Below are 24,709 nucleotides of genomic sequence, written 5' to 3'. Positions count from 1 at the left end.
TAGACATGATTCCATTTAACGCTCCACCGGTTGTTGGCACTGAACTGGAATATATGCAGGCTGCGATGAGCAGCGGCAAGTTGTGCGGCGACGGCGGTTTTACCCGTCGCTGCCAGCAGTGGATGGAACAGCGTTTCGGCAGCGCGAAAGTGCTGTTGACGCCTTCCTGCACCGCGTCGTTGGAAATGGCCGCCATCCTGCTGGATATCCAGCCGGGTGACGAAGTGATCATGCCGAGCTTTACCTTCGTTTCCACCGCCAACGCCTTTGTGCTGCGCGGTGCCAAAGTGGTGTTCGTCGACCTGCGTCCGGACACCATGAACATCGACGAAACCAAAATCGAAGCGGCGATCACCGATAAAACCCGCGCGATTGTACCGGTGCACTATGCCGGCGTTGCCTGTGAGATGGATACCATCATGGCGCTGGCGAAGAAATATAACCTCTTCGTGGTGGAAGACGCCGCGCAGGGCGTGATGTCGACCTACAAAGGCAAGGCATTGGGCACCATCGGCCATATCGGCTGCTTCAGCTTCCATGAAACCAAAAACTACACCGCCGGCGGCGAAGGCGGCGCGACGCTGGTGAACGATCCTGCCCTGATCGATCGGGCTGAAGTCATCCGCGAGAAGGGCACCAACCGCAGTCAGTTCTTCCGTGGCCAGGTCGACAAATATACCTGGCGCGACATCGGTTCCAGCTATCTGATGTCTGACCTGCAGGCCGCCTACCTGTGGGGCCAGCTGGAAGTGGCGGAACGCATCAACCAGCGCCGTTTGGCTCTGTGGCAGAATTACTACGACAGCTTCCTGCCGTTGGCGCAGGCCGGCCGTATCGAGTTGCCGACTGTGCCGGCGGACTGCGAGCACAATGCGCACATGTTCTATATCAAGCTGCGTGATATCGACGATCGCACCGCCTTTATCGACTACCTGAAGGAAGCTGAGATCATGACGGTGTTTCACTATATCCCGCTGCATGCGTGCCCGGCCGGCGAACAGTTTGGCCGCTTTGCCGGTGAAGATCGCTATACCAGCCAGGAAAGCGCGCGCCTGGTGCGTTTGCCGCTGTTCTACAATATGTCCGATGCTAATCAACGTACGGTAATCAATACCATCCTGAGCTTCTTCGCCTGATATGTCGTTGGCAAAAGCGTCGATATGGACCGCCGGCTCCACGCTGATCAAGATTGGCGTGGGGCTGTTGGTGGTGAAACTGCTGGCGGTGGCGTTTGGCCCCAGCGGCGTGGGGCAGGCGGGTAACTTTCGCCAGTTGATCACCGTGCTGGGCGTGCTGTCCGGCGCGGGCATTTTTAACGGCATCACCAAATACGTGGCGGAGTACCACCAGGACTCGCAGCGTCTGCGTCTGGCGGTCGGCACCGCGTCGAGCATCGTGCTGGGCTTTTCGACCTTGCTGGCGCTGGTGTTTTTGTTCGCCGCCGAGCCGATCAGCATCGGGCTGTTCGGGCATGCCGATTACGTCGGCGTGGTGCGCGCCGTCGCCTTCATTCAGATGGGCATCGCCTACGCCAACCTGTTCATGGCGGTGCTGAAAGGTTATCGCGACGCGATGGGCAACGCGCTGGCGGTGATCGGCGGCAGCCTGATCGGCGTGATGGCTTATTATCTGTGCTTCAAGCTGGGGGGCTATGAAGGCGCGCTGGCAGGGCTGGCGTTGGTGCCGGCGTTGGTGGTGCTGCCGGCCGGGCTGATGCTGTGGCGGCGCAAAACGTTGCCGCTGCGCTACCTGGCGCCGCGCTGGGACAAAGGGGTGGCCGGCAACCTCGGCAAATTCACCCTCATGGCGTTGATCACCTCGGTGACGCTGCCGGTGGCCTACGTGATGATGCGTAACCTGTTGGCCGCGCATTACGGTTGGGATGAGGTGGGGATCTGGCAAGGCGTCAGCAGCATTTCCGATGCCTATCTGCAGTTTATCACCGCCTCGTTTACCGTCTATCTGCTGCCGACGCTGTCGCGGTTGACGGACAAGGGCGCCATCTCGCGGGAGATCGTGCGCTCGCTGAAATTCGTGCTGCCGGCGGTAGCGGCGGCGAGCTTTACGGTGTGGTTGCTGCGTGATTTCGCCATCTGGCTGTTGTTCTCGGACAAGTTCGTCGCCATGCGCGATCTGTTTGCCTGGCAACTGGTGGGCGACGTGCTGAAAGTCGGGGCCTATGTGTTCGGCTATTTGGTGATCGCCAAAGCGTCGCTGCGCTTTTATATCCTGACGGAAGTCAGCCAGTTTCTGCTGCTGACGCTGTTCTCGCACTGGCTGATCCCGCTGCGCGGCGCGCTGGGGGCGGCTCAGGCCTATATGGCAACCTACATCGTGTATTTCGCGCTCTGTAGCTGCGTGTTTCTTATTTATCGTAGACGGGTATGACCATACTGATTCACGTTCTGGGATCCGATATCCCGCATCATAACCAGACGGTGCTGCGCTTCTTCAACGACGTGTTGGCGCCGCGTCTGCCGGCTGAGCAGACGCGGCATTTTATGGTGGCGGCCAAGGATGTGGCGGCACTGGGAGATTTCCCCGCCCTGAACATTGAGCCCTACGCGGACAAGAAAAGCCTGGCGGCGGCGGTCATCGCGCGCGCCCAAGCCGATCGCGATACGCGTTTCTTCCTGCACGGCCAGTTCAACCCGGGGCTGTGGCTGGCGCTGCTGAGCGGCAAGATCAAGGCGCGTCAGGTCAGTTGGCATATTTGGGGCGCCGATCTGTATGAGGACGCCACCAGCTGGAAATTCCGGTTGTTCTATCTGCTGCGCCGCATTGCGCAGGGGCGGGTAGGGAATGTGTTTGCCACTCGCGGCGACGTGATTCACTACCAGCAGCGCCATGCGCGGGTGCCGGCCTCGCTGCTGTATTTCCCTACCCGCATGGATCCGGCGCTGACCGACGTTCACGTCGAGAAAAACCTGGCCGGGCCGATGACGATTCTGGTGGGCAACTCCGGCGATCGCAGCAATCGGCATATCGAAGCGCTGCAGGCGATTCATCAGCAGTTCGGCGCCGACGTGCGCGTGATCCTGCCGATGGGTTATCCGGCCAACAACGATGCTTACATCGAGCAGGTGCGCGCCGCCGGGTTGCCGCTGTTCGGCGAGAAAAACCTGCAGCTGCTCACGCAGCAGGTGGCATTCGAGGACTACCTCAATATTCTGCGCGCCTGCGATCTGGGCTATTTCATTTTCAATCGCCAGCAGGGGATTGGCACCCTGTGCCTGCTGATTCAGTTCGGCGTGCCTTTTGTGCTCAGCCGGCAAAACCCGTTCTGGCAGGATTTGGCGGAACAGCACCTGCCGGTGCTGTTCTACGGCGATTCGCTGGACGAGGCGGTGGTGCGCGAAGCGCAGCGTCAGCTGGCGGCGGTGGATAAACAGGCGATCGCCTTCTTCAATCCGAACTATGTTGACGGCTGGCAGCAGGCCCTGGCGCTGGCGGCGGGAGAGCACTCATGACGTTGGCGCAATTCGGCGGCCTGTTTGTTGTCTATCTGGTCAGCCTGACGTTTATCCTGACGCTGACCTACCAGGAGTTTCGGCGCGTGCGCTTTAACTTCAACGTCTTCTTCTCGCTGCTGTATTTGCTGACGTTCTATTTCGGCTTCCCGTTAACCTGCCTGCTGGTGTTTCAGTTTGACGTCGAGGTGGTGCCGGTGGAGTTTCTGCTGTACGCCCTGCTGTCGGCGACGGCGTTTTACGCCATCTATTACGTCACTTACAAGACCCGGCTGCGCAAGCGCCGCACTCAGCCGCGCGCGGCGCTGTTTACCATGAACCGGGTAGAGACTCATATGACCTGGGTGCTGCTGGCGCTGGTGGCGATCGGTACCGTTGGGATCTTCTTCATGCAGAACGGCTTCCTGCTGTTCAAGCTCAATTCCTACAGTCAGATCTTCTCCAGCGACGTGTCCGGCGTGGCGCTCAAGCGGTTCTTCTACTTCTTCATTCCGGCGATGCTGGTGGTCTATTTCCTGCGGCAGGATCTGCGCGCCTGGTTTTTGTTCCTGGTGGCGACGGTGGCGTTCGGTATTCTGACCTACGTGATCGTCGGCGGCACCCGTGCCAACATCATTATCGCTTTCGCGCTGTTCCTGTTTATCGGCATCGTGCGCGGCTGGATCACGCTGTGGATGCTGGCGGCGGCGGGCATATTCGGCGTGGTCGGCATGTTCTGGCTGGCGTTGAAGCGCTATAGCCTGGACGTCAGCGGCGCGGAAGCGTTTTATACCTTCCTCTATCTGACCCGAGACACCTTCTCGCCGTGGGAAAACCTGGCGCTGCTGCTGCAAAATTACGACAAGATCGATTTCCAGGGCCTGGCGCCGATCTTGCGTGATTTCTACGTCTTTATCCCAACCTGGCTATGGCCGGGCCGGCCGGACGTGGTGCTGAACTCGGCCAACTATTTCACCTGGGAAGTGCTGAACAACCACTCCGGGCTGGCGATATCCCCGACGCTGATCGGTTCGCTGGTGGTGATGGGCGGCGCGCTGTTCATCCCGCTCGGCGCGATTCTGGTGGGCATGATCATCAAGTGGTTCGACTGGCTGTATGAGCTGGGCAAAACAGAGCCGAACCGCTATAAGGCGGCTATCCTGCAAGGATTCTGCTTCGGCGCGGTGTTCAACATGATTGTATTGGCGCGCGAAGGGGTGGACTCATTCGTTTCGCGCGTGGTGTTCTTCTGCATTATTTTCGGCGCCTGTCTGGTGCTGGCGAAGTTGCTGTATTGGCTGTTCGATACCGCCGGGCTGATCAAGGCCAGAGTGACGCGCGCCCGCGCGCTGGCCTCTTCCCCACGGGCGGACGGTCTTTTGTAAGGGTAATGACGACGATGGAAACAAAGATTTCGGTGCCGCAGTATGAGCTGCGCGGTTTCAGCCTGTGGGGCTTTCGCGATATGGCGCACTGTATGGATTTTCTGTTCGACGGCGGCCGGGTCAAACAGGGCACGCTGGTGGCGATGAATGCGGAAAAGATCCTGAAGGCGGAAGAGGACCCGGCGCTGCATGCGTTGCTGGATGAAGCGGAGTACAAGTACGCCGACGGCATCAGCATGGTGCGCTCGATTCGCCGCAAATACCCGGCGGCGGATGTGTCGCGCGTCGCGGGCGCCGATCTGTGGGAAGCGTTGATGCAGCGCGCCGGCCGCGAAGGCACGCCGGTCTTCTTGGTCGGCGGCAAGCCGGAAGTCTTGGCGGAAACCGAGCAGAAGCTGCGCAGCCAGTGGAATGTCAACCTGGTGGGCAGCCAGGACGGCTATTTCAAACCGGATCAGCGAGAGGCGCTGTTCGAGCGTATTCGTGCCAGCGGCGCCGCTATCGTGACGGTGGCGATGGGATCGCCGAAGCAGGAGATCCTGATGCGCGACTGCCGCAAGGTGCATCCGCAGGCGCTGTATATGGGCGTGGGCGGCACCTACGACGTTTTTACCGGGCATGTGAAGCGTGCGCCCAAGGTGTGGCAGAACCTTGGTCTGGAATGGCTCTACCGCCTGCTCAGCCAACCCAGCCGCATCGGCCGTCAGTTGAAGCTGTTGAAGTTTGTCGGCTACTACTACAGCGGCAAGATGTAACCTCTCATCCGGGGTGGAAAGTGCTGTTCCGCTCCGGACTGCTGTACCAATAATCTGCTTTTGCGCGTTTCTCCCGCATATCTATAACCCTCGGCCCTAAACGCCGCCGCATTTATTCCATAAAGTTTTAAATTGCGGTTTGCTTATAGCGGCAAAATGCGAAACGATACCGCCCGGAAATTATCCCTGGCCGCTGAAGCCTGATGCGACAGCGCTGAACGATGTTCTTCTCACGGTAACTTCGCTCCGACTACCCGTTGATGCCAACCCGAACGGCAGGGGATGATTTATTCTTTTAATAATGACAATAACGACCGGCAGCGGCCGGCAGGCAAACACAACCCGAGAAAAATTATTGAGGATTTATGGCACACAAAGAGAAACCGCAAGGGCTACACCGAGGCCTTGAGGCCCGGCACATCGAGCTTATCGCTCTCGGGGGCACCATTGGTGTCGGCCTGTTTATGGGATCGGCCAGTACGCTGAAATGGGCCGGGCCGTCGGTACTGCTGGCTTACATCATCGCCGGGCTGTTCGTGTTCTTCATTATGCGTTCGATGGGGGAGATGCTGTTCCTCGAGCCGGTCGCCGGGTCGTTCGCCGTTTACGCGCATAAATACATGAATCCCTATTTCGGCTACCTGACCGCCTGGGGTTACTGGTTTATGTGGATCGCCGTCGGCATTTCGGAGATCACCGCTATCGGGGTGTATGTGCAGTTCTGGTTCCCGGAAATACCGCAGTGGGTCCCCGCGCTGATCGCCGTGGCGATGGTGGCGCTGGCCAACCTGGCGGCGGTGCGACTGTACGGAGAGCTGGAGTTCTGGTTCGCCATGATCAAGGTCACCACCATCATCGTGATGATTCTGGTGGGGCTGGGGGTGATCTTCTTCGGCTTCGGCAACGGCGGTGAACCTATCGGTTTCGCCAATTTGACGGCGCACGGCGGTTTCTTTGCCGGCGGCTGGAAAGGCTTCCTGTTTGCGCTGTGCATCGTGGTGGCGTCCTATCAGGGGGTTGAGCTGGTGGGCATCACCGCCGGGGAAGCCAAGAACCCGCAGGTGACGCTGAAACGCGCGATCAACAATATCCTGTGGCGCATCCTGATCTTCTATGTCGGCGCGATCTTCGTCATCGTGACCATCTTCCCGTGGAACGGCATCGGCACCACCGGCAGCCCGTTCGTGCTGACCTTCGCCAAGATCGGCATCGTCGCCGCCGCCGGCATCATCAACTTCGTGGTACTGACCGCCGCGCTTTCCGGCTGCAACAGCGGCATGTACAGCGGCGGCCGCATGCTGTACGCCCTGGCCAAGAATCGCCAACTGCCGGCGGCGCTGACCAAGCTTTCCGCCAGCGGCGTGCCGGTCAACTGCATCGCCGTCACCATTGGCTGCCTGTTGGTGGGCTCCGCGCTGAACTACATCATCCCGAATCCGGAGCAGGTGTTCGTCTATGTCTACAGCGCCAGCGTGTTGCCGGGCATGGTGCCGTGGTTCGTGGTGCTGATCAGCCAGCTCTATTTCCGCCGCGCCCATAAGGAAGCGATCAAAAACCACAGCTTTAAGTCGATCATGTTCCCGTATGTGAACTATCTGACCATCGCTTTTCTGGTTTGCGTGCTGGTCGGCATGGGAATCAACCCGGATACGCGAATTTCCCTGCTGGTCGGGGCGATTTTCTTAGCGGGCGTCAGCCTGTGCTACTTCGCTTTCGGCATGCATAAGAAACATCATCCGGCTGAAAATCGGGTAGAAACACGGCAATAAACGGTGAAAAGGGGCTACGGAGTGCGCTTTCCTGCGCAGGAGTGAGCAAAGCGTAATCAAACGCAACATTTCTGCGAAAAAGCACTAGACAGGATTGGCGTAAATCCGTAGTATCCCCTCCCGCAACGGCGCTACGCGCCCGTAGCTCAGCTGGATAGAGCGCTGCCCTCCGGAGGCAGAGGTCTCAGGTTCGAATCCTGTCGGGCGCGCCATTAAGTTTGTGCGCAGGAGCTGCGGTGGTAATATTACCGCGTGAGTAAGAAGAAGTAGTAATGGTGGCTATAGCTCAGTTGGTAGAGCCCTGGATTGTGATTCCAGTTGTCGTGGGTTCGAGTCCCATTAGCCACCCCACTTCCTGATGAAGTGAAGATTTAGCAGTATTTTGTGACAGTGCGAAGGTGGCGGAATTGGTAGACGCGCTAGCTTCAGGTGTTAGTGTTCTTACGGACGTGAGGGTTCAAGTCCCTCTCTTCGCACCACGCAAAATATCTGATAAATATAAGATTTATATGGACAACGGTCTGATAAATCGGGTAGTATGAGCAACATAAATCGGCGAGTAGCGCAGCTTGGTAGCGCAACTGGTTTGGGACCAGTGGGTCGGAGGTTCGAATCCTCTCTCGCCGACCACCATTCGAAAAACCTGCTTTTTAAAGCAGGTTTTTTTTCGTCTGCAGTTTATGAGGATGAGCACCTCCGCAGGAGGTTCGAGAGGACGTTGCTTTAGCAACGGCCCGCAGGGCGCGTAATCTTTCTCTCGCTGACCATTTTCAAAGAAACCGACGTAAGTCGGTTTTTTTACGTCCGCCGTTTATGAGGTTAAGTCCTTCCCGCTGCGACGAAACGCATAGCGACCAACCCGTGCAGCATTACACGGGTTTTTGCGTATCTGAACATTGGCATTTTGTCTCAACCGGCACGTGTGTAGGTTTTCAGCGACAATGTGGTTTGAAGTTGTCGCCAGTTTGAGACAAATAATCCATTGATTTTAAACATTAAAAGTGGCTTTGGTTTAAGTCGTCGTTTTGCGGCGACAGCATCAGATCGGCCGTGGGTAAAGAACGACAGGGGACGGCATGCTGAGAGAAAGTTAGAGGGTAAGTAAAAATTCAATATTTTCAATAAATTGAATGCTATTTTTTATGGCGACTTTCCTGGATCTGAAAGTTGGCACGTCAAATGCAATACCTATAGCGTAGATGCTCATTCCACCTCTTATGTTCGCCTTAGGCTTCATAAACCCTGGGAATGACGCAGAGCCGATTTAGGGTGCCTATCGCCCACGAGAACGATGACTAACCCGTCATCACGCTCAGGGCAAAACGTTGAGTGAGGCACCGCCCCTGTTGTCCTAGACCTGATTGCTTCTTTATACACTTGCCATACGGCAAGTGTTTTTTTTTTTGCGCCACAGAAAACCCTGGGCAAAAAAAAGCGCGGCATCGGAGCCGCGCTTTTCTCACTTGGGCAGGGCGTTATTCGCCGCCGTTCTGTTTCAGCGTCAACATCAGTCCCTCACGTCGCATCTGCGCCGCTTCATCCGAACGATGCAGTTTTTCCAGCGTATCGGCCAACCAGGCGTAGTCGTAAGCATCCGGGCGCTGTTTCAACGCTTCGCGGAAGGCGTCGGCCGCCTGCTGCCATTCGCCGTGCTTCATCAGCAGTTGCCCCAGCGTGCTGTTCAGCAGCGGCGTCGCGCCGTGTTGCTTCATCTGCTGACGCAGCGCTTTTTCCAACTGCTCGGGGTTGCCGGACTTCAGCCGCGGCAGCAACAGCACCAGGCGCTCGTCATATTGGCGCTTCAGGCTGTCGAGCACAATCTCCTGCGCCAGTTCGTGGTCGTTGCATTCGATCAGGTGCTCCACCATCGCGATTTGCAGCGGCACTTCGTGACGCGTCTTGCGGCTCTGATCTTTCCACCAGCGCTTCAGGCCTTCGCTGCCTTCGTCCGCCATCGCCTGATTCATCAGCCCGATGTAAGCCTGTTGCTGCAACGCCTGCAGCTGCTCTTCGCTGTGCAGCTCGATTTTACGCATCGACGGCAGCACTTCCAGCAGCGACGCATAGGCGCCGGTGCGCAGATAGGCTTGTTCCGCCAGGCGCAACACTTCCGGATGGCGCGGCGCCTGGTTCAGCAGGCGATCGACGCCGTGGCGCGCGGCATGGTTCTCGCCCTGCGCCAGCTGGATGCGAACCCGGGTGATATCCACCGGCAGCTGATCGGTATCGGCGGCTTCAGCGGCGCGCTCCAGATATTGGTTGGTACGGAAGTCATCGCCGCGTTGCTGTGCGGCCTCGGCGGCCAGCAGGTAGTTCACCACCGGTTGCTCAGCGTGATCGGCGTTGCGCGTCATCAGCTTTTCAACCTGTTTGTAGTCGCCTTCCGCCAGTTTGATCAGCGCGGCTTTGGTTTGCTGGCGCGCGCGGGTGCGCTTGCGGCCGATAAACCAGCCGCGCGTGCGGGCGCCGGTACGGAAGATACGGCGCAGGATCCATTCGATCGCCAGCAGCACCACGAACAGCAGCACCAGCATGATCACCAGGCCGGTGACGCTGGTTTCAATATTGTAGTTATCGGTCTGGATCAGCACATAGCCCTGATGCCCGGCCAACATCGGCCCGAGCACCACGCTGGCGATCACCACCAGAAACAGAAATAGCACGCGTAACATGGCTTAACCCTCCTGGTGAGCGGCAGGGGACTGGGTCATCAGGTTGCGCACCCGGGTCTGCATCACTTTTTCCAGCAGCGGCTGGCTCTTCAGCTGATCCGGCACATCCATCGAGATCGACTGTTGGCTCAGGTTGTCCAGTTCTTCCAGGAAGGCCTTGGTCGCCGGGTCGGTGGTGTCGAAATAGGCGCGCACCCAGGTGGAGACGGTTTCCAGCGACTGCTTGTAGGTCTCGTTCTGATGGCGCGGGATGGCCTGTGCGGCCACCAGCAGGCGCGAACGGATGTTCTCGCGCAGGTAGATGTCCTGGTTCGGCGCCAGCAGCGGTTCGGCGCTGGTGTCGCGGCGGCGGATGGTGATGAAGTCGGCCATGAAATTGCGCCAGCTCTTGGCCAGGTTCTGCCGCCATTCGCCGATCGAGCCGGAGAGCTCGCTGCTGTTTTGATCCATCGGCGCTTCGTCGGTGTCGTTGTCCGCCAGGCGCAGGTTATCCACCTGATTGGACAGCTGATTGACCTTGAGGATGATGCCGTCGTAATCGACCTGGGTCAGCGTGGAAAGCGTGCTGATGTCTTCGGTAATGGCGCGGCGCACGTCGAGCAGGCTCGGATCGTTCATGTCCGCCAGGCTGGCGTCGGCGCTTTTCAGCAGCGCGGCGGCGCTGGTCACGTCCTGATCGCTCCACAGCTTGCGGCCGGCCATTTTCACCAGGAAATCGGCCTGCGCCAGCAGCCAGGTTTTGGCGTCGCTGCCGGAGATGGTCGCCACTTTTTCCTGCAGCTCGCTCAGTTGGCGCGCCAGATTCGCCTGCTCGCGATCGGCGGCGTCCAGGGTTTTACCCTGCTGCTGCAGCAGGCCTTCCAGCGCGTTTCTTTCCTGCTGTTGGCTCTGCTTTACGCCTTCAAGCTGCTGTTGCAGCGCCTGATTGGCGGCGATCAGCTGTTGCGCCTGCTTGTGCGTGTGGTAATAGCCGCCCGCGCCGAGGGCGATGACCAGCACGATAGCGATCGCGCCGAGCACCGGGCCGGTGTTCTTGCCTTTGCGGCTGGCAGCGGCTGGCTGCTGGGAGCTCTCAACCGCGGTGGTTGGCTCTTCAACCGGGGCGGATGGGGTATTTTGTTCCGTCATAGTGGCACATCCCATAGTCAGATTATTGTAGCGCGCGGATCAGCGCGTCATTATCGGCGTTGTCAGCTACCCGAATCGTACGCCAGCCCAAGTCCCGGGCGAGGGTAGCCAGGCGTTCGCTCACTACTACCAGGCGGCAACGCAGCAGCCATGAAGAACGATAGTAATCAGGAACTAAAGTATAGAGCTGTTGTAACATTTCACCGCTGGTCACCACCAGCGTATCCACACCGGCGCGTTGCCAGTGGGCGCTTTGCTCGCTGCCGTCATAGTGCACCGGGCTGCGTTGATAGCATTCATAATAGCTGACGTCGGCGCCGCGCTCGCTCAGCGTCGACCCCAACAGTTCGCGGCCGCCGTTGCCGCGTAAAATCAGCGCGCGTTTGCCCGCCAGCTTTTGCAGCGCCGGCAGCAGCAGCAGCGTTTCGCTGATCTCGCGTTCGCGCGGGTACTCCACCGGCAAACTGCTGATGCGGTGCAGCGCCAGCCCGGTGGTGCGGCCGATGGCGTAATAAGCCAGGTGCGCGGGCCAGCTCAGCCCGGCGCGGCCAATGACCGAATCGGCATAGTTCACCGAATGCTGCGACAGCACGAACACCAGATCGCCGGCGCTAAGCTGCTGCAACGCCTGCGGCAGCTTCGGCAGATCGCCGCCGGGGGCGAAGTCGATCAGCGGCGCATGATAGGCAACCCGGCCGAGTGCGCGCAGCCGGCTCACTAACAGCTCCCCCGAAGGCGATGGGCGGGTTACCAGAATGGTCATGCCGGCGGATTTCCCTGATAAACTTCGCGCAGGATCTCGCGCGCGCCGCGCGCCAGCAGCTCTTCCGCCAGCTCAACGCCCATCCGTTCGGCTTCGGCGGCCGGGCCGCGGCGTTCGCCGCGCACCATCTGGCTGCCGTCCGGCGCGCCGACCAGGGCGCGCAGCCACAGGCTGTCGCCATCCAGTTCGGCATAACTGCCGATCGGCACCTGGCAGCCGCCTTCCAGGCGGGTATTCATCGCTCGCTCGGCGCGCACGCGGGTTTCGGTGGCCGCATGGTTCAGCGGCGCCAGCAGCGCGCGGGTGACGCTGTCGTCGAGACGGCATTCAATGCCGACCGCACCCTGGCCGACCGCCGGCAGACACTCTTCGGCGCTCAGCGGGCTGCGGATGCGTTGCTCCAGACCTAAACGCTTCAGGCCGGCCACCGCCAGGATAATCGCGTCGTAGTCGCCGTTGTCCAGCTTGGCCAGGCGAGTGCCGACGTTGCCGCGCAGGTCGCGCACGATCAGATCCGGGCGGCGTTCACGCAGCTGGCACTGACGGCGCAGGCTGGAGGTGCCGACCACGCTGCCCAGCGGCAGCTGATCGAGCGAGGCGAAACGATTGGAAACAAAAGCGTCGCGCGGATCTTCGCGTTCGCAAATGGTGGTCAAACCGAGCCCGGCAGGGAAATCGACCGGCACGTCTTTCATCGAATGCACGGCGATGTCGGCGCGGCCTTCCAGCAGCGCCAGCTCGAGTTCTTTAACAAACAGGCCTTTACCGCCGACTTTCGCCAACGGCGTATCCAGAATAACGTCGCCGCGGGTGACCATCGGCACCAACTCGACCTGCAGGCCGGGATGGCAGGCCATCAGACGTTGCTGCACATAATGTGCTTGCCAAAGAGCAAGCGGGCTTTGTCGGGTGGCAATTCGAATAATTTTGTCTAACATGCTTGTTACCGTTTTTATATTTCGCCATCCATCCTACCACTGAGAGCCAATACTGTCAGTGCAAGAAGCCGGAGGCGGAAAAAGGACAACGGAATCAAAGGGACGTGTGATGTGCTTTGGGGCAGTTAACACTGCGGGTAAATCGTTTAGGGAAGCGCTACAATAATTGTGAAGCGTTACCTCCTTTACGGTCAATCAGCAAGGTGTTAAATTGATCACGTTTCCAGCAATAAGTCGCCAAATATTCTTCTTACACTAACGGCGCTTATGGAATACGGGTTTTTTTCTAAACACCGGGATAATCAGGCGAGACGTCTTGTACCTCTACATCGAGACATTGAAGCAGAGACTGGATGCGATCAATCAGCTACGCGTCGATCGCGCCCTGGCGGCTATGAAGCCCGCGTTTCAACGGGTATACAGTCTGCTGCCCACCTTACTGCACCACCACCACCCGCTGATGCCGGGTTACCTGAACGGTAACGTTCCCCACGGCATTTGCCTCTACACGCCTGATGAAACTCAACAAGATTACCTGAACGATTTAGAAGACAAATGGGGCAGCCCGTTTGACAAACCGGCCAGCGGCGAGCTGCCGATCACCGGCGTCTATTCGATGGGCAGCACCTCGTCTATCGGCCAAAGTTGCAGCTCGGATCTCGATATCTGGGTCTGCCATCAGTCCTGGCTGGACAACGAAGAACGCACCCGCCTGCAGCAAAAATGCAGCCTGCTTGAGAAGTGGGCCGCCTCGATGGGGGTGGAAGTCAGCTTCTTCCTGATCGACGAAAACCGTTTCCGCCATAATGAAAGCGGCAGCCTGGGCGGCGAAGACTGCGGCTCGACGCAGCACATCCTGTTGCTGGACGAGTTCTACCGCACCGCGGTGCGCCTGGCCGGCAAACGCATCCTGTGGAACATGGTGCCGGGCGAAGAAGAAGCGCACTACGATGAATACGTGCTGTCGCTGTACGCGCAGGGCGCGCTGACGCCGAACGAGTGGCTGGATCTCGGCGGCCTGAGTTCGCTGTCGGCGGAAGAGTACTTCGGCGCCAGCCTGTGGCAGCTGTACAAGAGCATCGATTCGCCTTACAAGGCGGTGCTGAAGACCCTGCTGCTGGAAGCCTATTCCTGGGAATACCCCAATACCCAGCTGCTGGCGACGGACATCAAACATCGCCTGCATCAGGGCGAGATCGTCAGCTTCGGGCTCGACGCCTACTGCATGATGCTCGAGCGCGTGACCCGCTATCTGACCGACATCAACGACACCACCCGCCTCGATCTGGCCCGCCGCTGTTTCTACCTGAAAGTGTGTGAAAAGCTGTCGCTGGCCAAGGCCTGCGTCGGCTGGCGGCGCGAGATCCTCAGCCAACTGGTCAGCGAGTGGGGCTGGAGCGAAGAGCGTCTGGCGATGCTGGACAACCGTGCCAACTGGAAGATCGAGCGGGTGCGCGAAGCGCATAACGAGTTGCTCGATGCGATGATGCAGAGCTACCGCAACCTGATCCGTTTCGCCCGCCGCAATAACCTCAGCGTCAGCGCCAGCCCGCAGGATATCGGCGTGCTGACCCGCAAACTGTATGCGGCGTTCGAAGCGCTGCCCGGCAAGGTGACGCTGGTGAACCCGCAGATTTCGCCGGACCTGTCGGAAAACGATTTAACCTTTATTCATGTGCCGGTTGGCCGCGCCAACCGCACCGGCTGGTACCTGTACAATCAGGCGCCGGCCATGGATTCGATCGTCAGCCATCAGCCGCTGGAATATAACCGCTACCTGAACAAGCTGGTGGCATGGGCCTATTTCAACGGCCTGCTGACGCCGCAGACCCGCCTGCACATCAAGAGCGGCAACCTGTGCGACACCGCCAAGCTGCAGGAGCTGGTGGCCGACGTTTCTCATCACTTCCCGCTGCGCCTGCCGGCGCCGACGCCGAAAGCGCTGTACAGCCCGTGCGAGATTCGCCATCTGGCGATCATCGTCAATCTGGAAAACGATCCGACCGCCGCCTTCCGCAATCAGGTGGTGCACTTCGATTTCCGCAAGCTGGACGTGTTCAGCTTCGGCCAGCAGCAGCAGTGTTTGGTGGGCAGCATCGATCTGCTGTACCGCAACTCCTGGAACGAAGTGCGTACCCTGCATTTCAGCGGCGAGCAGTCGGTGCTGGAAGCATTGAAAACCATTCTCGGCAAAATGCACCAGGACGCCGCGCCGCCGGAGTCGGTGGAAGTGTTCTGCTACAGTCAGCACCTGCGCGGCCTTATTCGCACCCGCATTCAGCAGCTGGTGTCGGAGTGCATCGAGCTGCGCCTGTCCAGCACCCGGCTGGAACCCGGCCGCTTCAAGGCGGTGCGCGTCGCCGGGCAAACCTGGGGGCTGTTCTTCGAGCGCCTGAGCGTGTCGGTGCAGAAGCTGGAGAACGCGGTGGAGTTTTACGGCGCCATCTCCAACAACAAGCTGCACGGCCTGTCTATCAAGGTGGAAACCGATCAGGTGCATCTGCCGCCGGTGGTGGATGGCTTCGCCAGCGAAGGGATCATCCAGTTCTTCTTCGAAGACACCTCGGATGACAAGGGTTTCAACATCTATATTCTGGACGAGTCGAATCGGGTGGAGGTGTATCACCACTGCGAGGGCAGTAAAGAGGAACTGGTGCGCGACGTCAGCCGCTTCTACTCTTCATCGCACGATCGTTTTACCTACGGCTCCAGCTTCATCAACTTTAACCTGCCGCAGTTCTATCAAATCGTGCAGCTCGACGGGCGCACGCAGGTGATCCCGTTCCGCAGCAACGTGCTGTCCAGCCTGTGCGTGACGGTGGCCGACGGCGCCGCTCAGCCGCTGAAGCAGCAGTTCCAGCTGCATTGACGCCGCAAGGGCTCGGTGGCCGAGCCCCGCATTGCCTCAGGAAAAATGCAGTTCCTCACCGGCCTGCGCGCTGGCCGCTTCGCTGAGCAGCTGATAAAACGGCTGCCCGCTGCGATCGCATAACCAGACGCCGTCGCGGTAGTTGAAGTGGTAGCCGCCGGCCTTGGTGGCGAGCCACACCTGGTGCAGCGGTTCCTGGCGGTTGATGACGATTTTGGTGCCGTTTTCGAAGCTCAGCGTCATCACGCCGCCATTGGTTTCGTAATCGATGTCCGCATCGCCGTCAAAATCGTCCAGTGTCTCTTCAATATTCAGCATCAGCTGGTCGGCCAACTGGTGAAACTCGCTGTCGTTCATATTCAATTCCTATTGCTTTTCATGATCCACCTGCGATTATAGAGACCTTGGACGCATGAATTACAGGCATTAATGCAAATGAAAAAACAACTACGCTATGCGCTGATGGCAGTTCTGGTTACCGGCCTCGCCGGCTGTGGTCTGAAAGGCCCGCTTTACTTCCCACCTGCCGACCCCGCCAGCCAGAAACCGGCCAAGCCGCCGGTGCAAACGGGCGATCAGGTGCAAAAGAACCAGCAGGAGCAGTCTGGCTCTCAGCAAAAACCGTCGATGGTTGACCAGTAACACCCTGTTTGCGGTGGCGAGCGCCGCCGTAAAATCAAGACGGATAGCGCGTCCAGATAGCGGAGTATGATATGCAGTTCTCCAAAATGCACGGTCTGGGCAACGACTTTATGGTGGTCGATGCCGTTACACAGAATGTCTATTTTTCACCTGAGCTGATCCGCCGGCTGGCCGATCGGCACCTGGGCGTCGGCTTTGACCAGATGCTGGTGGTAGAACCGCCTTACGATCCCGAACTGGATTTTCACTACCGAATTTTTAACGCCGACGGCAGCGAAGTGGCGCAGTGCGGCAACGGCGCGCGTTGCTTCGCGCGTTTCGTGCGGCTGAAAGGGCTGACCAACAAACGCGACATCCGCGTCAGCACCCAAACCGGGCGCATGGTGCTCAGTGTCACCGACGACGATCTGGTGTGCGTCAACATGGGTGAGCCGAATTTCGACCCGCAGGCGGTGCCGTTCCGCGCCGCCAAGGCTGAAAAGACCTACATCATGCGCGCGGCGGAACATACCGTGCTGTGCGGCGTGGTGTCGATGGGCAACCCGCATTGTGTTTTGCAGGTGGACGACGTAAAAACCGCCAAGGTGGAGCTGCTCGGGCCGGTGCTGGAAGGGCATGAACGCTTCCCGGAACGGGCCAACATCGGCTTTATGCAGGTGGTCAGCCGCGATCATATCAAGCTGCGCGTTTATGAGCGCGGCGCCGGTGAAACGCAGGCCTGCGGCAGCGGCGCCTGTGCGGCGGTGGCGGTGGGGATCCAACAGGAATTGCTGTCAGAAGAAGTGCATGTAGAGCTGCCGGGCGGCAGCCTGCATATTCGCTGGAAAGGGCCGGGCAACCCGCTGTTTATGACCGGTCCGGCAACCCATGTCTATGACGGATTTATTCATCTATGAAAAGCGTAGAAGAACAGAGCGTCGCCGGCCTGGCGCTGGACGACGACACCGTGATGCAGTATCTGCTGCAGAACCCGGATTTCTTTATTCGCAACGCGCGCCAGGTTGAGCAGATGCGCGTGCCTCATCCGGTGCGCGGCACCGTTTCGCTGGTGGAATGGCATCTGGCCCGCCAGCGCAATCATATCGAACGGCTGGAAGAAGAGATCACGCTGCTGATGGAGCAGGCCAGCGCCAACGAAGGGCTGTTCGCCAGGCTGCTGCACCTGCAGGCCGATCTGGCCACCGCCGACAGCTTGCAGGACATGCTCAACCGGCTGCAGCGCTGGGCGCGCGGCTTCGGTTTGGCCGGCGCCACGGTGCGTCTGTTCGCCGAGCGCTGGAATATCGGCGCGCCTTCCGATTTCACCCATCTGGCGCTGACGCGTTCGGCGTTCGAGCCGTTCCGCATCCAGCGGCTGGGCAGCGAACAACACTACCTCGGCGGCCTGAACGGCCCCGAACTGCTGCTGCTGTTGCCGCAGGCCAAACAGATCGGCCAGATTGGTTCGGTAGCGCTGTCAATGCTGGGCGACGATGGCGAGCTGGGCATGGTGATCTTCAGCAGCCGCGATACGCAACATTATCAGCAGGGCATGGGCACGGTAATGCTCAATCAACTGGCGCGCATGCTGCCGGAACTGCTGGAACGCTGGATCGAACGCGCATGACGCCGATTGCGCCCAGCCTGCAGCAGCCGGTGGACGCTTTTCTGCGTTATCTCAAGGTAGAACGGCAACTCAGCCCGCTGACGCAGCTCAGCTATTCACGCCAGCTGACGGCGCTGATGTGCCTGGCGCAGGAGATCGGCGTCACCGACTGGGCGGCGCTGGATGCCGCCCGGGTGCGCATGCTGGCGGCGCGCAGCAAACGCGCCGGCCTGCAGTCCGCCAGCCTGGCGCTGCGGCTCTCTTCGTTGCGCAGTTTCCTCGACTGGCTGGTCAGCCAGGGCGTGCTGCACGCCAACCCGGCCAAAGGCATCCGCACGCCGCGTAGCGGTCGCCATCTGCCGAAAAATATCGACGTCGATGAAATGAACCAACTGCTGGAGATCGATCTCAACGATCCGCTGGCGGTGCGCGATCGCGCCATGCTGGAGGTGATGTACGGCGCCGGCCTGCGTCTTTCCGAGCTGGTGGGGCTGGATTGCCGCCATGTCGATATGGCGGCCGGCGAGGTGTGGGTGATGGGGAAAGGCAGCAAAGAGCGTAAACTGCCGATCGGACGCACCGCCGTCACCTGGCTGGAACACTGGCTGGCGATGCGCGATCTGTTTGGGCCGCAGGATGATGCGATGTTTCTGTCCAATCAGGGGCGACGCATCTCGACGCGCAACGTGCAAAAGCGCTTCGCCGAATGGGGCGTGAAACAGGGCGTCAACAGCCACATTCACCCGCACAAACTGCGTCACTCCTTTGCTACCCACATGCTGGAGTCCAGCGGCGACCTGCGCGCGGTGCAGGAACTGCTCGGCCACGCCAACCTGACCACCACGCAAATTTATACCCACCTCGACTTTCAACATCTGGCGAACGTGTACGATGCCGCGCATCCGCGCGCCAAACGGGGGAAATCCTGATGCATTTTTATCGCCCGCTGCGCCCGCTGGCGGCGCTGACTTTCGATCTGGACGACACGCTGTATGACAACCGTCCGGTGATCCGGCAAACCGAGCAGCAGTCGGTGGCCTTCCTGCAGAGCTACCATCCCGGCCTGAACAGCTTCCAGTCGGCGGATTTCCACCGTCTGCGCCAGGAGCTGCGTGAGCAGGATCCGGAGATCTACCACGACGTCACCCAGTGGCGCTGGCGCGCCATTCATCTGGCGCTGAGCCGGCAGGGGCTGCGCGACGCCGAAGCCGCGATCGGAGCCGATGCGGCGATGCAAAACTTCGCGCTGTGGCGCAGCCGCATCGAGGTGCCGGAAGCGACCCACGCCACGCTGAAGGCGCTGGCCGCGCGCTACCCGCTGGTGGCGATCACCAACGGTAACGCCGATCCGGCGCAGTGCGGCCTGGACGGTTACTTCCAGTTCGTGTTGCGATCCGGGCCGGACGGGCGCGCCAAGCCGTATCAAGACATGTATCACCTGGCCGTCGAACGGCTGGGCGTGGCGCCCGGGCAGATCCTGCACGTGGGCGACGATCTGACTACCGACGTCGCCGGCGCGCTGCGCGCGGGGCTGCAGGCCTGTTGGATCAACGATCGGCAACGCTGCCTGATGCAGGCCGCCGACAGCCGCCTGCTGCCGCATATTGAGATTTCGCAGTTGGCATCGCTGACAGCATTGTTATAATCCCTGCCAGAACTCTGTATAAATTTCCAGTGAAAAACTCGTCACCGGCGGGTTTTCCCTTAACCATTAGTGGTGCCTATGGACGTCTCCGATCTGCTCGACAGCCTGAATGAAAAACAACGTGAAGCCGTGGCGGCGCCGCGCAGCAACCTGTTGGTTCTGGCCGGAGCGGGCAGCGGCAAGACGCGGGTGCTGGTGCATCGCATCGCCTGGCTGCTGTCGGTGGAGAACTGCTCGCCGTATTCGATTATGGCGGTGACCTTCACCAACAAGGCGGCGGCGGAAATGCGTCACCGAATCGAACATCTGATCGGCACCAGCCAGGGCGGCATGTGGATCGGCACCTTCCACGGCCTGGCGCATCGTCTGTTGCGCGCCCACCACCTGGAAGCCAACCTGCCGCAGGATTTCCAGATCCTCGACAGCGATGACCAGCTGCGGTTGCTCAAGCGCATCATCAAGGCGCTGAACGTCGACGAGAAGCAGTGGCCGCCGCGTCAGGCGATGTGGTACATCAACGGCAAGAAAGATGAGGGCCTGCGCCCGCAGCACGTCGAAACCTACAACAACCCGGTGGAGGCCACCTGGCTGCGCATCTACCAGGCCTATCAGGAAGCCTGCGATCGCGCGGGGCTGGTGGATTTCGCCGAGCTGCTGCTGCGCGCGCACGAGCTGTGGCTGAACAAGCCGCATATCCTCAACCACTACCGCGAGCGTTTCACCAACGTGCTGGTGGATGAATTCCAGGATACCAACAGCATCCAGTACGCCTGGATCCGCCTGCTGGCGGGCGGCAACAGCAGCGTGATGATCGTCGGCGACGATGACCAGTCAATCTACGGTTGGCGCGGCGCGCAGGTGGAAAACATCCAGCGCTTCCTGAAGGATTTCCCCGGCGCGGAAACCATCCGTCTGGAGCAGAACTACCGTTCCACCAGCAACATTCTGAAAGCGGCCAACACCCTGATCGCCAACAACGACGGGCGCATGGGCAAAAACCTGTGGACCGAAGGCGGTGAAGGCGAGCCGATTTCCCTCTACTGCGCCTTCAACGAACTCGACGAAGCGCGCTTCGTGGTCAACCGCATCAAGACCTGGCAAGACAACGGCGGCGCGCTGAACGACTGCGCCATCCTGTACCGCAGCAACGCCCAGTCGCGGGTGCTGGAAGAGGCGCTGTTGCAGACGGCGATGCCGTACCGCATCTACGGCGGCCAGCGCTTCTTCGAACGCCAGGAAATCAAGGATGCGCTGGCTTACCTGCGCCTCATTTCCAACCGCAACGACGACGCAGCCTTCGAGCGCGTGGTCAATACCCCGACGCGCGGCATCGGCGATCGCACCCTCGACGTGGTGCGCCAGGCGGCGCGCGATCGCCAGCTGACGCTGTGGCAGGCGACGCGCGAGCTGATGCAGGACAAGGTGTTGGCCGGCCGCGCCGCGTCGGCGCTGCAGCGTTTCATCGAACTGGTGGAATCGCTGGCGCATGAAACCGCCGACATGCCGCTGCATGTGCAGACCGACCGGGTGATCCGCGACTCCGGGCTGTTCATCATGTATGAACAGGAGAAGGGCGAGAAGGGGCAGGCGCGTATCGAAAACCTCGAGGAACTGGTGACGGCGACGCGCCAGTTCAGCTATCAGGACGAAGATCAGGATCTGATGCCGCTGCAGGCGTTCCTGTCGCATGCGGCGCTGGAAGCGGGCGAAGGCCAGGCCGACGCCTATCAGGACGCGGTGCAGCTGATGACTCTGCACTCGGCCAAGGGGCTGGAGTTCCCGCTGGTGTTTATCGTCGGCATGGAAGAGGGCATGTTCCCGAGCCAGATGTCGCTGGATGAAGGCGGCCGTCTGGAGGAGGAGCGCCGTCTGGCCTATGTGGGCGTAACGCGCGCCATGCAGAAGCTGACGCTGACCTATGCCGAAACGCGCCGTCTGTACGGCAAAGAGGTTTACCATCGGCCGTCGCGCTTTATCGGCGAACTGCCGGAGGAGTGCGTGGAAGAAGTGCGCCTGCGCGCCAGCGTATCGCGCCCGGTCAATCACCGCCGCATGGGCACGCCGATCAGCGAGAACGATACCGGCTATAAGCTGGGCCAGCGCGTGCGCCATCCCAAGTTTGGCGAAGGCACCATCGTCAATCTGGAGGGCAGCGGCGAGCACAGCCGGCTGCAGATCGCCTTCCCGGGTGAAGGCATCAAATGGCTGGTGGCGGCCTACGCGCGTTTGGAAACGGTCTAACGAGAGAGGCGTTGCAGGGGCAAGCCCCTGCAATCGTTCACCATCAGTGAGGGTAGCGGTCGCCGACCTGTGCGGTGGCGTACCAGCGCATCACTGCTTCGGTACCTTCGCCGCCTTCCTGCGGCGCCCACGGCATGCAGTCTTCTTCGGTCAGCGCCTGATACGGTCCCTGCTTCACTTCGAACACCACGCCGCCGGCATCGACCGACAGCACCGCATGCCAGGTAAAGGCCGGCATCTCCAGCACTTTGGTTTCTTCGCCGAGCAGGGTGCGCTGCGTCACGACGCCGTCATCGTTGAACTGTAACACGACGAAACGGCCGCGCAGCGGCGTCAGCAGCTCCCAGGTTTGCGGGTGGCGGTGCGGGCGGATATAGGTGCCGGGTTCCATGGCGATCGCCAGGCGTTGCACCGGGTCGCTCAGCTCTTCGTGTAAGGTGCGGTGCGCGCGCAGGCGGGCCACGCTGGCGGCCTGTTCGCTCATCGCGGTCAGTTCATGGGCGGTAATCTGTTTCATCGTTTAAATCCGCATGCTTGTCGTACCATTAGGGTGATGTCATCTTAGCAACATTCTGGGAGGTGGTAAGCGATCGCCGCGACTTTTTCAGTACGGTTTAAGCGCCATTTCTGCCATTGATCATCGTGATGATTTGTTGCGCAATTATCCCGCCTAACGTGTTGACAGGCTTTTTCTTCTCGGCGTAACATGCGCGCACTATTATCATTGAGGACAGACGCCTTGGACACACCCAGTAGATACTGGCTCACTGACCTGCGCCGCAGGTATAACTTCTAAGGCTCTCCGTTTTTGCTGATAGCCTTCGTGGTTGTCGGCGACCCCGCAAAGCGTCGCTATGAGTCAGATCTCTTCATGGTCTGAAACAAATCGGTGATACGCATCCCCTCTGTTTCTGTGCTTCAACGCGTTGTCCGCACCCGTTACCTTCACGGAGTTTTGGCACATGCTGAGCGCTTTTAAATTAGATAACCGCCGCTTGTCCCGTCTGGAACTGGACGACTCGGATGATCTCACGTCATCGCTGTGGGTTGATCTGGTCGAGCCGGAAGAGGGCGAGCGTGAGCGCGTGCAGAATGAGCTGGGACAAAGCCTGGCGACGCGTCCCGAACTGGACGACATCGAAGCCTCCGCCCGTTTCTTCGAAGACGAAGACGGTCTGCATATCCACTCCTTCTTCTACTTTGAAGATGCGGAAGATCACGCCGGCAACTCCACGGTGGCCTTCACCATCCGCGACGGTCGCCTGTATACCCTGCGTGAGCGTGAACTGCCGGCGTTTCGCCTGTACCGCATGCGCGCCCGCAACCAGACCATGCTCGAAGGCAACGCCTACGAACTGCTGCTGGATTTGTTCGAAACCAAGATTGAACAGCTGGCGGATGAGATAGAGAACATCTACAGCGATCTGGAACAGCTTAGCCGGGTGATCATGGAAGGGCATCAGGGCGACGAATACGACGCCGCGCTGTCGACGCTGGCGGAGCTGGAAGATATCGGCTGGAAGGTGCGTTTGTGTCTGATGGATACCCAGCGCGCGCTCAACTTCCTGGTGCGCAAGGCGCGTTTGCCGACCGGCCAGCTGGAGCAGGCGCGTGAAGTGCTGCGCGATATCGAATCCCTGCTGCCGCACAACGAATCGCTGTTCCAGAAGGTGAACTTCCTGATGCAGGCGGCGATGGGTTTCATCAACATCGAACAGAACCGTATCATCAAGATCTTCTCGGTGGTGTCGGTGGTGTTCCTGCCGCCTACGCTGGTGGCCTCCAGCTACGGCATGAACTTTGAATTCATGCCGGAACTGAAATGGTCGTTCGGCTACCCGGGCGCCATCACCTTGATGATCCTGGCGGGCCTGGCCCCTTACCTGTACTTCAAGCGCAAGAACTGGCTGTAACTCGGCGGCGCCGGGCTCAGCGCAGCTTGCGCTGGGTATAGAGCGCGTCGAGGGTGAACAGGATCAGCGCCGCCCAGATAAAGCCGAAGGTCACCAGCTTGTCCTGGCCGACGGTCTCGCCGTAGAAGGTGACCGCCAGCAGGAACATCAGCGTCGGGCCGAGATACTGGAAGAAACCGAGCGTCGACAGGCGCAGCCGGGTAGCCGCCGCGGTGAAGCACAGCAGCGGCACGGTGGTGACGATACCGGCGGCGACCAGCAGCAGATTCAGCGACCACGGGTTGGCGCTCAGGTGGCTGGTGGGGCTGTCGGCGAACAGGAACAGGTAGCCCGCCGCCACCGGCAGCAGCCACAGCGTTTCAATCAGCATGCCGGTCTGCGCGTCGATGGCGATTTTCTTGCGCAGCAGGCCGTAGAAGGCGAAGCTGAACGCCAGGCCCAGACCGATGATCGGCAATGAGCCGAACTGCCAGAGCTGCACCAGCACCCCGGTGAACGCCAGCGCCACCGCCACCCACTGCATGCGGCGGAAACGTTCGCCGAGAAACAGCATCCCCAACAGCACGTTAACCAGCGGGTTGATGAAGTAGCCCAGGCTGGCTTCCAGCATATGGTGATTGTTCACCGCCCAGATGAACAGCAGCCAGTTGCCGCCGATCAACAGCGCGGTGACCGCCAGCAACAGCAGCCGTTTGCGGTTTTGGCAGGCGGCGCGCACTTTCGGCCAGTTGCGGCCCAGCGTGATCAGCGCCAGCATGAAGAAAAACGACCAGATGATCCGGTGGGTGAGGATCTCGTCCGCGGATACTTGCTGGATCAGTTTGAAATAGGCCGGGGCGATGCCCCACATAAAATAGGCGGCCAGGGCGAAGAAAATGCCCTGACGCGTTTGCTTTGCGTCCATGACGTCACTCTGGTGGGGAACGTAAGATGCGGTGAGTGTACTGAAGTCGCT

General features: G+C 59.9%; 21 protein-coding genes and 4 tRNA genes. 18 read left to right on the top strand and 7 right to left on the bottom strand.

The annotated features are described in order from the left end of the window. The first annotated feature begins 5 nt into the window (after nucleotides 1–5). The 10 genes from rffA (at nucleotide 6) to MMS95_RS17680 (ending at nucleotide 7,988) form a co-directional block, all read left to right on the top strand. Entirely contained in the window at nucleotides 6–1,136 is a 1,131-nt protein-coding gene (rffA, locus tag MMS95_RS17725; protein WP_015376256.1) for a dTDP-4-amino-4,6-dideoxygalactose transaminase, read from the top strand. A gap of 1 nt (nucleotide 1,137) precedes the next feature. Beyond that, nucleotides 1,138–2,388, top strand: coding sequence for a lipid III flippase WzxE (gene wzxE / locus MMS95_RS17720; protein WP_015376257.1), 1,251 nt, complete (start codon nucleotides 1,138–1,140; stop codon nucleotides 2,386–2,388). Further along, the gene (locus MMS95_RS17715) at nucleotides 2,385–3,470 is read left to right on the top strand and encodes a TDP-N-acetylfucosamine:lipid II N-acetylfucosaminyltransferase (protein WP_015376258.1); all 1,086 of its coding nucleotides are present in this window, start codon (nucleotides 2,385–2,387) and stop codon (nucleotides 3,468–3,470) included. The genes wzxE and MMS95_RS17715 overlap by 4 nt, the downstream gene beginning before the upstream one ends. Next, nucleotides 3,467–4,834 carry an ECA oligosaccharide polymerase gene (gene wzyE / locus MMS95_RS17710; protein ID WP_015376259.1) on the top strand — a complete coding sequence of 456 codons (1,368 nt, stop codon included), beginning with the start codon at nucleotides 3,467–3,469 and terminating at the stop codon, nucleotides 4,832–4,834. The genes MMS95_RS17715 and wzyE overlap by 4 nt, the downstream gene beginning before the upstream one ends. A 14-nt stretch (nucleotides 4,835–4,848) precedes the next feature. Continuing rightward, nucleotides 4,849–5,589, top strand: a complete 741-nt coding sequence (gene wecG, locus MMS95_RS17705; protein WP_004934224.1) for a lipopolysaccharide N-acetylmannosaminouronosyltransferase — start codon at nucleotides 4,849–4,851, stop codon at nucleotides 5,587–5,589. A 365-nt stretch (nucleotides 5,590–5,954) separates the two neighbouring features. Beyond that, nucleotides 5,955–7,358: an amino acid permease gene (locus tag MMS95_RS17700; protein ID WP_004934226.1), complete on the top strand. Its 1,404-nt coding sequence runs from the start codon at nucleotides 5,955–5,957 to the stop codon at nucleotides 7,356–7,358. Between the two features lie 135 nt (nucleotides 7,359–7,493). Continuing rightward, nucleotides 7,494–7,570: transfer RNA gene (locus MMS95_RS17695), tRNA-Arg, on the top strand. Nucleotides 7,571–7,633: 63 nt separating this feature from the next. Next, nucleotides 7,634–7,709 (top strand) — tRNA-His (locus MMS95_RS17690). 41 nt (nucleotides 7,710–7,750) lie between these two features. Next, nucleotides 7,751–7,837 (top strand) — tRNA-Leu (locus MMS95_RS17685). Nucleotides 7,838–7,911: 74 nt separating this feature from the next. Next, nucleotides 7,912–7,988 (top strand) — tRNA-Pro (locus MMS95_RS17680). 845 nt (nucleotides 7,989–8,833) lie between these two features. Here the strand turns inward: MMS95_RS17680 and hemY are convergent. From hemY to hemC, 4 genes are read right to left on the bottom strand one after another with little or no spacing between them, the layout of a single operon-like run. Beyond that, nucleotides 8,834–10,030 (bottom strand): protoheme IX biogenesis protein HemY, encoded by a 1,197-nt coding sequence (hemY, locus tag MMS95_RS17675; protein ID WP_004934228.1) that lies wholly within the window; start codon nucleotides 10,028–10,030, stop codon nucleotides 8,834–8,836. A gap of 3 nt (nucleotides 10,031–10,033) precedes the next feature. Next, nucleotides 10,034–11,158, bottom strand: a complete 1,125-nt coding sequence (gene hemX, locus MMS95_RS17670; RefSeq protein WP_015376260.1) for a uroporphyrinogen-III C-methyltransferase — start codon at nucleotides 11,156–11,158, stop codon at nucleotides 10,034–10,036. 22 nt (nucleotides 11,159–11,180) lie between these two features. Then, complete coding sequence (gene hemD, locus MMS95_RS17665) at nucleotides 11,181–11,921, bottom strand: uroporphyrinogen-III synthase (protein WP_048326575.1); 741 nt, start codon at nucleotides 11,919–11,921, stop codon at nucleotides 11,181–11,183. Next, nucleotides 11,918–12,859 (bottom strand): hydroxymethylbilane synthase, encoded by a 942-nt coding sequence (hemC, locus tag MMS95_RS17660; RefSeq protein ID WP_033631485.1) that lies wholly within the window; start codon nucleotides 12,857–12,859, stop codon nucleotides 11,918–11,920. Before hemC ends, hemD begins: the two co-directional genes overlap by 4 nt. Before the next feature lie 316 nt (nucleotides 12,860–13,175). Here hemC and MMS95_RS17655 point away from each other — a divergent pair, with 316 nt between their 5' ends. Beyond that, nucleotides 13,176–15,728, top strand: coding sequence for a class I adenylate cyclase (locus MMS95_RS17655; RefSeq protein ID WP_019452546.1), 2,553 nt, complete (start codon nucleotides 13,176–13,178; stop codon nucleotides 15,726–15,728). A gap of 36 nt (nucleotides 15,729–15,764) precedes the next feature. On the opposite strand, the gene cyaY is transcribed toward MMS95_RS17655, so the two are convergent. Beyond that, on the bottom strand, nucleotides 15,765–16,085 hold the full coding sequence (cyaY, locus tag MMS95_RS17650; RefSeq protein ID WP_004934237.1) for an iron donor protein CyaY: 321 nt from the start codon (nucleotides 16,083–16,085) through the stop codon (nucleotides 15,765–15,767). Nucleotides 16,086–16,163: 78 nt separating this feature from the next. Between cyaY and MMS95_RS17645 the strand changes: the two genes are divergently transcribed. The 6 genes from MMS95_RS17645 to uvrD all read left to right on the top strand — a co-directional run bounded on the left by MMS95_RS17645 (nucleotide 16,164) and on the right by uvrD (nucleotide 21,841). Beyond that, a complete protein-coding gene (locus MMS95_RS17645) occupies nucleotides 16,164–16,370 on the top strand; it encodes a lipoprotein (protein ID WP_004934241.1) in 207 nt (68 codons plus the stop codon). A 71-nt stretch (nucleotides 16,371–16,441) separates the two neighbouring features. Beyond that, nucleotides 16,442–17,266: a diaminopimelate epimerase gene (gene dapF / locus MMS95_RS17640; RefSeq protein WP_004934244.1), complete on the top strand. Its 825-nt coding sequence runs from the start codon at nucleotides 16,442–16,444 to the stop codon at nucleotides 17,264–17,266. After that, nucleotides 17,263–17,976: a DUF484 domain-containing protein gene (locus MMS95_RS17635; protein ID WP_004934247.1), complete on the top strand. Its 714-nt coding sequence runs from the start codon at nucleotides 17,263–17,265 to the stop codon at nucleotides 17,974–17,976. The genes dapF and MMS95_RS17635 overlap by 4 nt, the downstream gene beginning before the upstream one ends. Further along, the gene (gene xerC / locus MMS95_RS17630) at nucleotides 17,973–18,884 is read left to right on the top strand and encodes a tyrosine recombinase XerC (RefSeq protein WP_015376266.1); all 912 of its coding nucleotides are present in this window, start codon (nucleotides 17,973–17,975) and stop codon (nucleotides 18,882–18,884) included. Before MMS95_RS17635 ends, xerC begins: the two co-directional genes overlap by 4 nt. Beyond that, nucleotides 18,884–19,600 carry a 5-amino-6-(5-phospho-D-ribitylamino)uracil phosphatase YigB gene (gene yigB / locus MMS95_RS17625; RefSeq protein ID WP_015376267.1) on the top strand — a complete coding sequence of 239 codons (717 nt, stop codon included), beginning with the start codon at nucleotides 18,884–18,886 and terminating at the stop codon, nucleotides 19,598–19,600. Before xerC ends, yigB begins: the two co-directional genes overlap by 1 nt. Nucleotides 19,601–19,678: 78 nt before the next feature. Continuing rightward, nucleotides 19,679–21,841 carry a DNA helicase II gene (gene uvrD, locus MMS95_RS17620; RefSeq protein ID WP_015376268.1) on the top strand — a complete coding sequence of 721 codons (2,163 nt, stop codon included), beginning with the start codon at nucleotides 19,679–19,681 and terminating at the stop codon, nucleotides 21,839–21,841. A 43-nt stretch (nucleotides 21,842–21,884) separates the two neighbouring features. Here uvrD and MMS95_RS17615 read toward each other — a convergent pair whose 3' ends face one another. Continuing rightward, nucleotides 21,885–22,358: a WbuC family cupin fold metalloprotein gene (locus MMS95_RS17615; protein ID WP_004934257.1), complete on the bottom strand. Its 474-nt coding sequence runs from the start codon at nucleotides 22,356–22,358 to the stop codon at nucleotides 21,885–21,887. Nucleotides 22,359–22,803: 445 nt separating this feature from the next. Between MMS95_RS17615 and corA the strand changes: the two genes are divergently transcribed. After that, nucleotides 22,804–23,754: a magnesium/cobalt transporter CorA gene (gene corA, locus MMS95_RS17610; RefSeq protein ID WP_004934262.1), complete on the top strand. Its 951-nt coding sequence runs from the start codon at nucleotides 22,804–22,806 to the stop codon at nucleotides 23,752–23,754. Nucleotides 23,755–23,770: 16 nt separating this feature from the next. On the opposite strand, the gene rarD is transcribed toward corA, so the two are convergent. Beyond that, nucleotides 23,771–24,658: an EamA family transporter RarD gene (rarD, locus tag MMS95_RS17605; RefSeq protein WP_004934265.1), complete on the bottom strand. Its 888-nt coding sequence runs from the start codon at nucleotides 24,656–24,658 to the stop codon at nucleotides 23,771–23,773. Nucleotides 24,659–24,709: the final 51 nt, after the last annotated feature.

Origin of the sequence: Serratia sp. PGPR-27 (genome assembly GCF_022678525.1) — a bacterium.
GTDB classification, from domain to species: Bacteria; Pseudomonadota; Gammaproteobacteria; order Enterobacterales; family Enterobacteriaceae; genus Serratia; species Serratia nematodiphila.
This window is presented reverse-complemented; position numbering and strand designations above follow the sequence as displayed.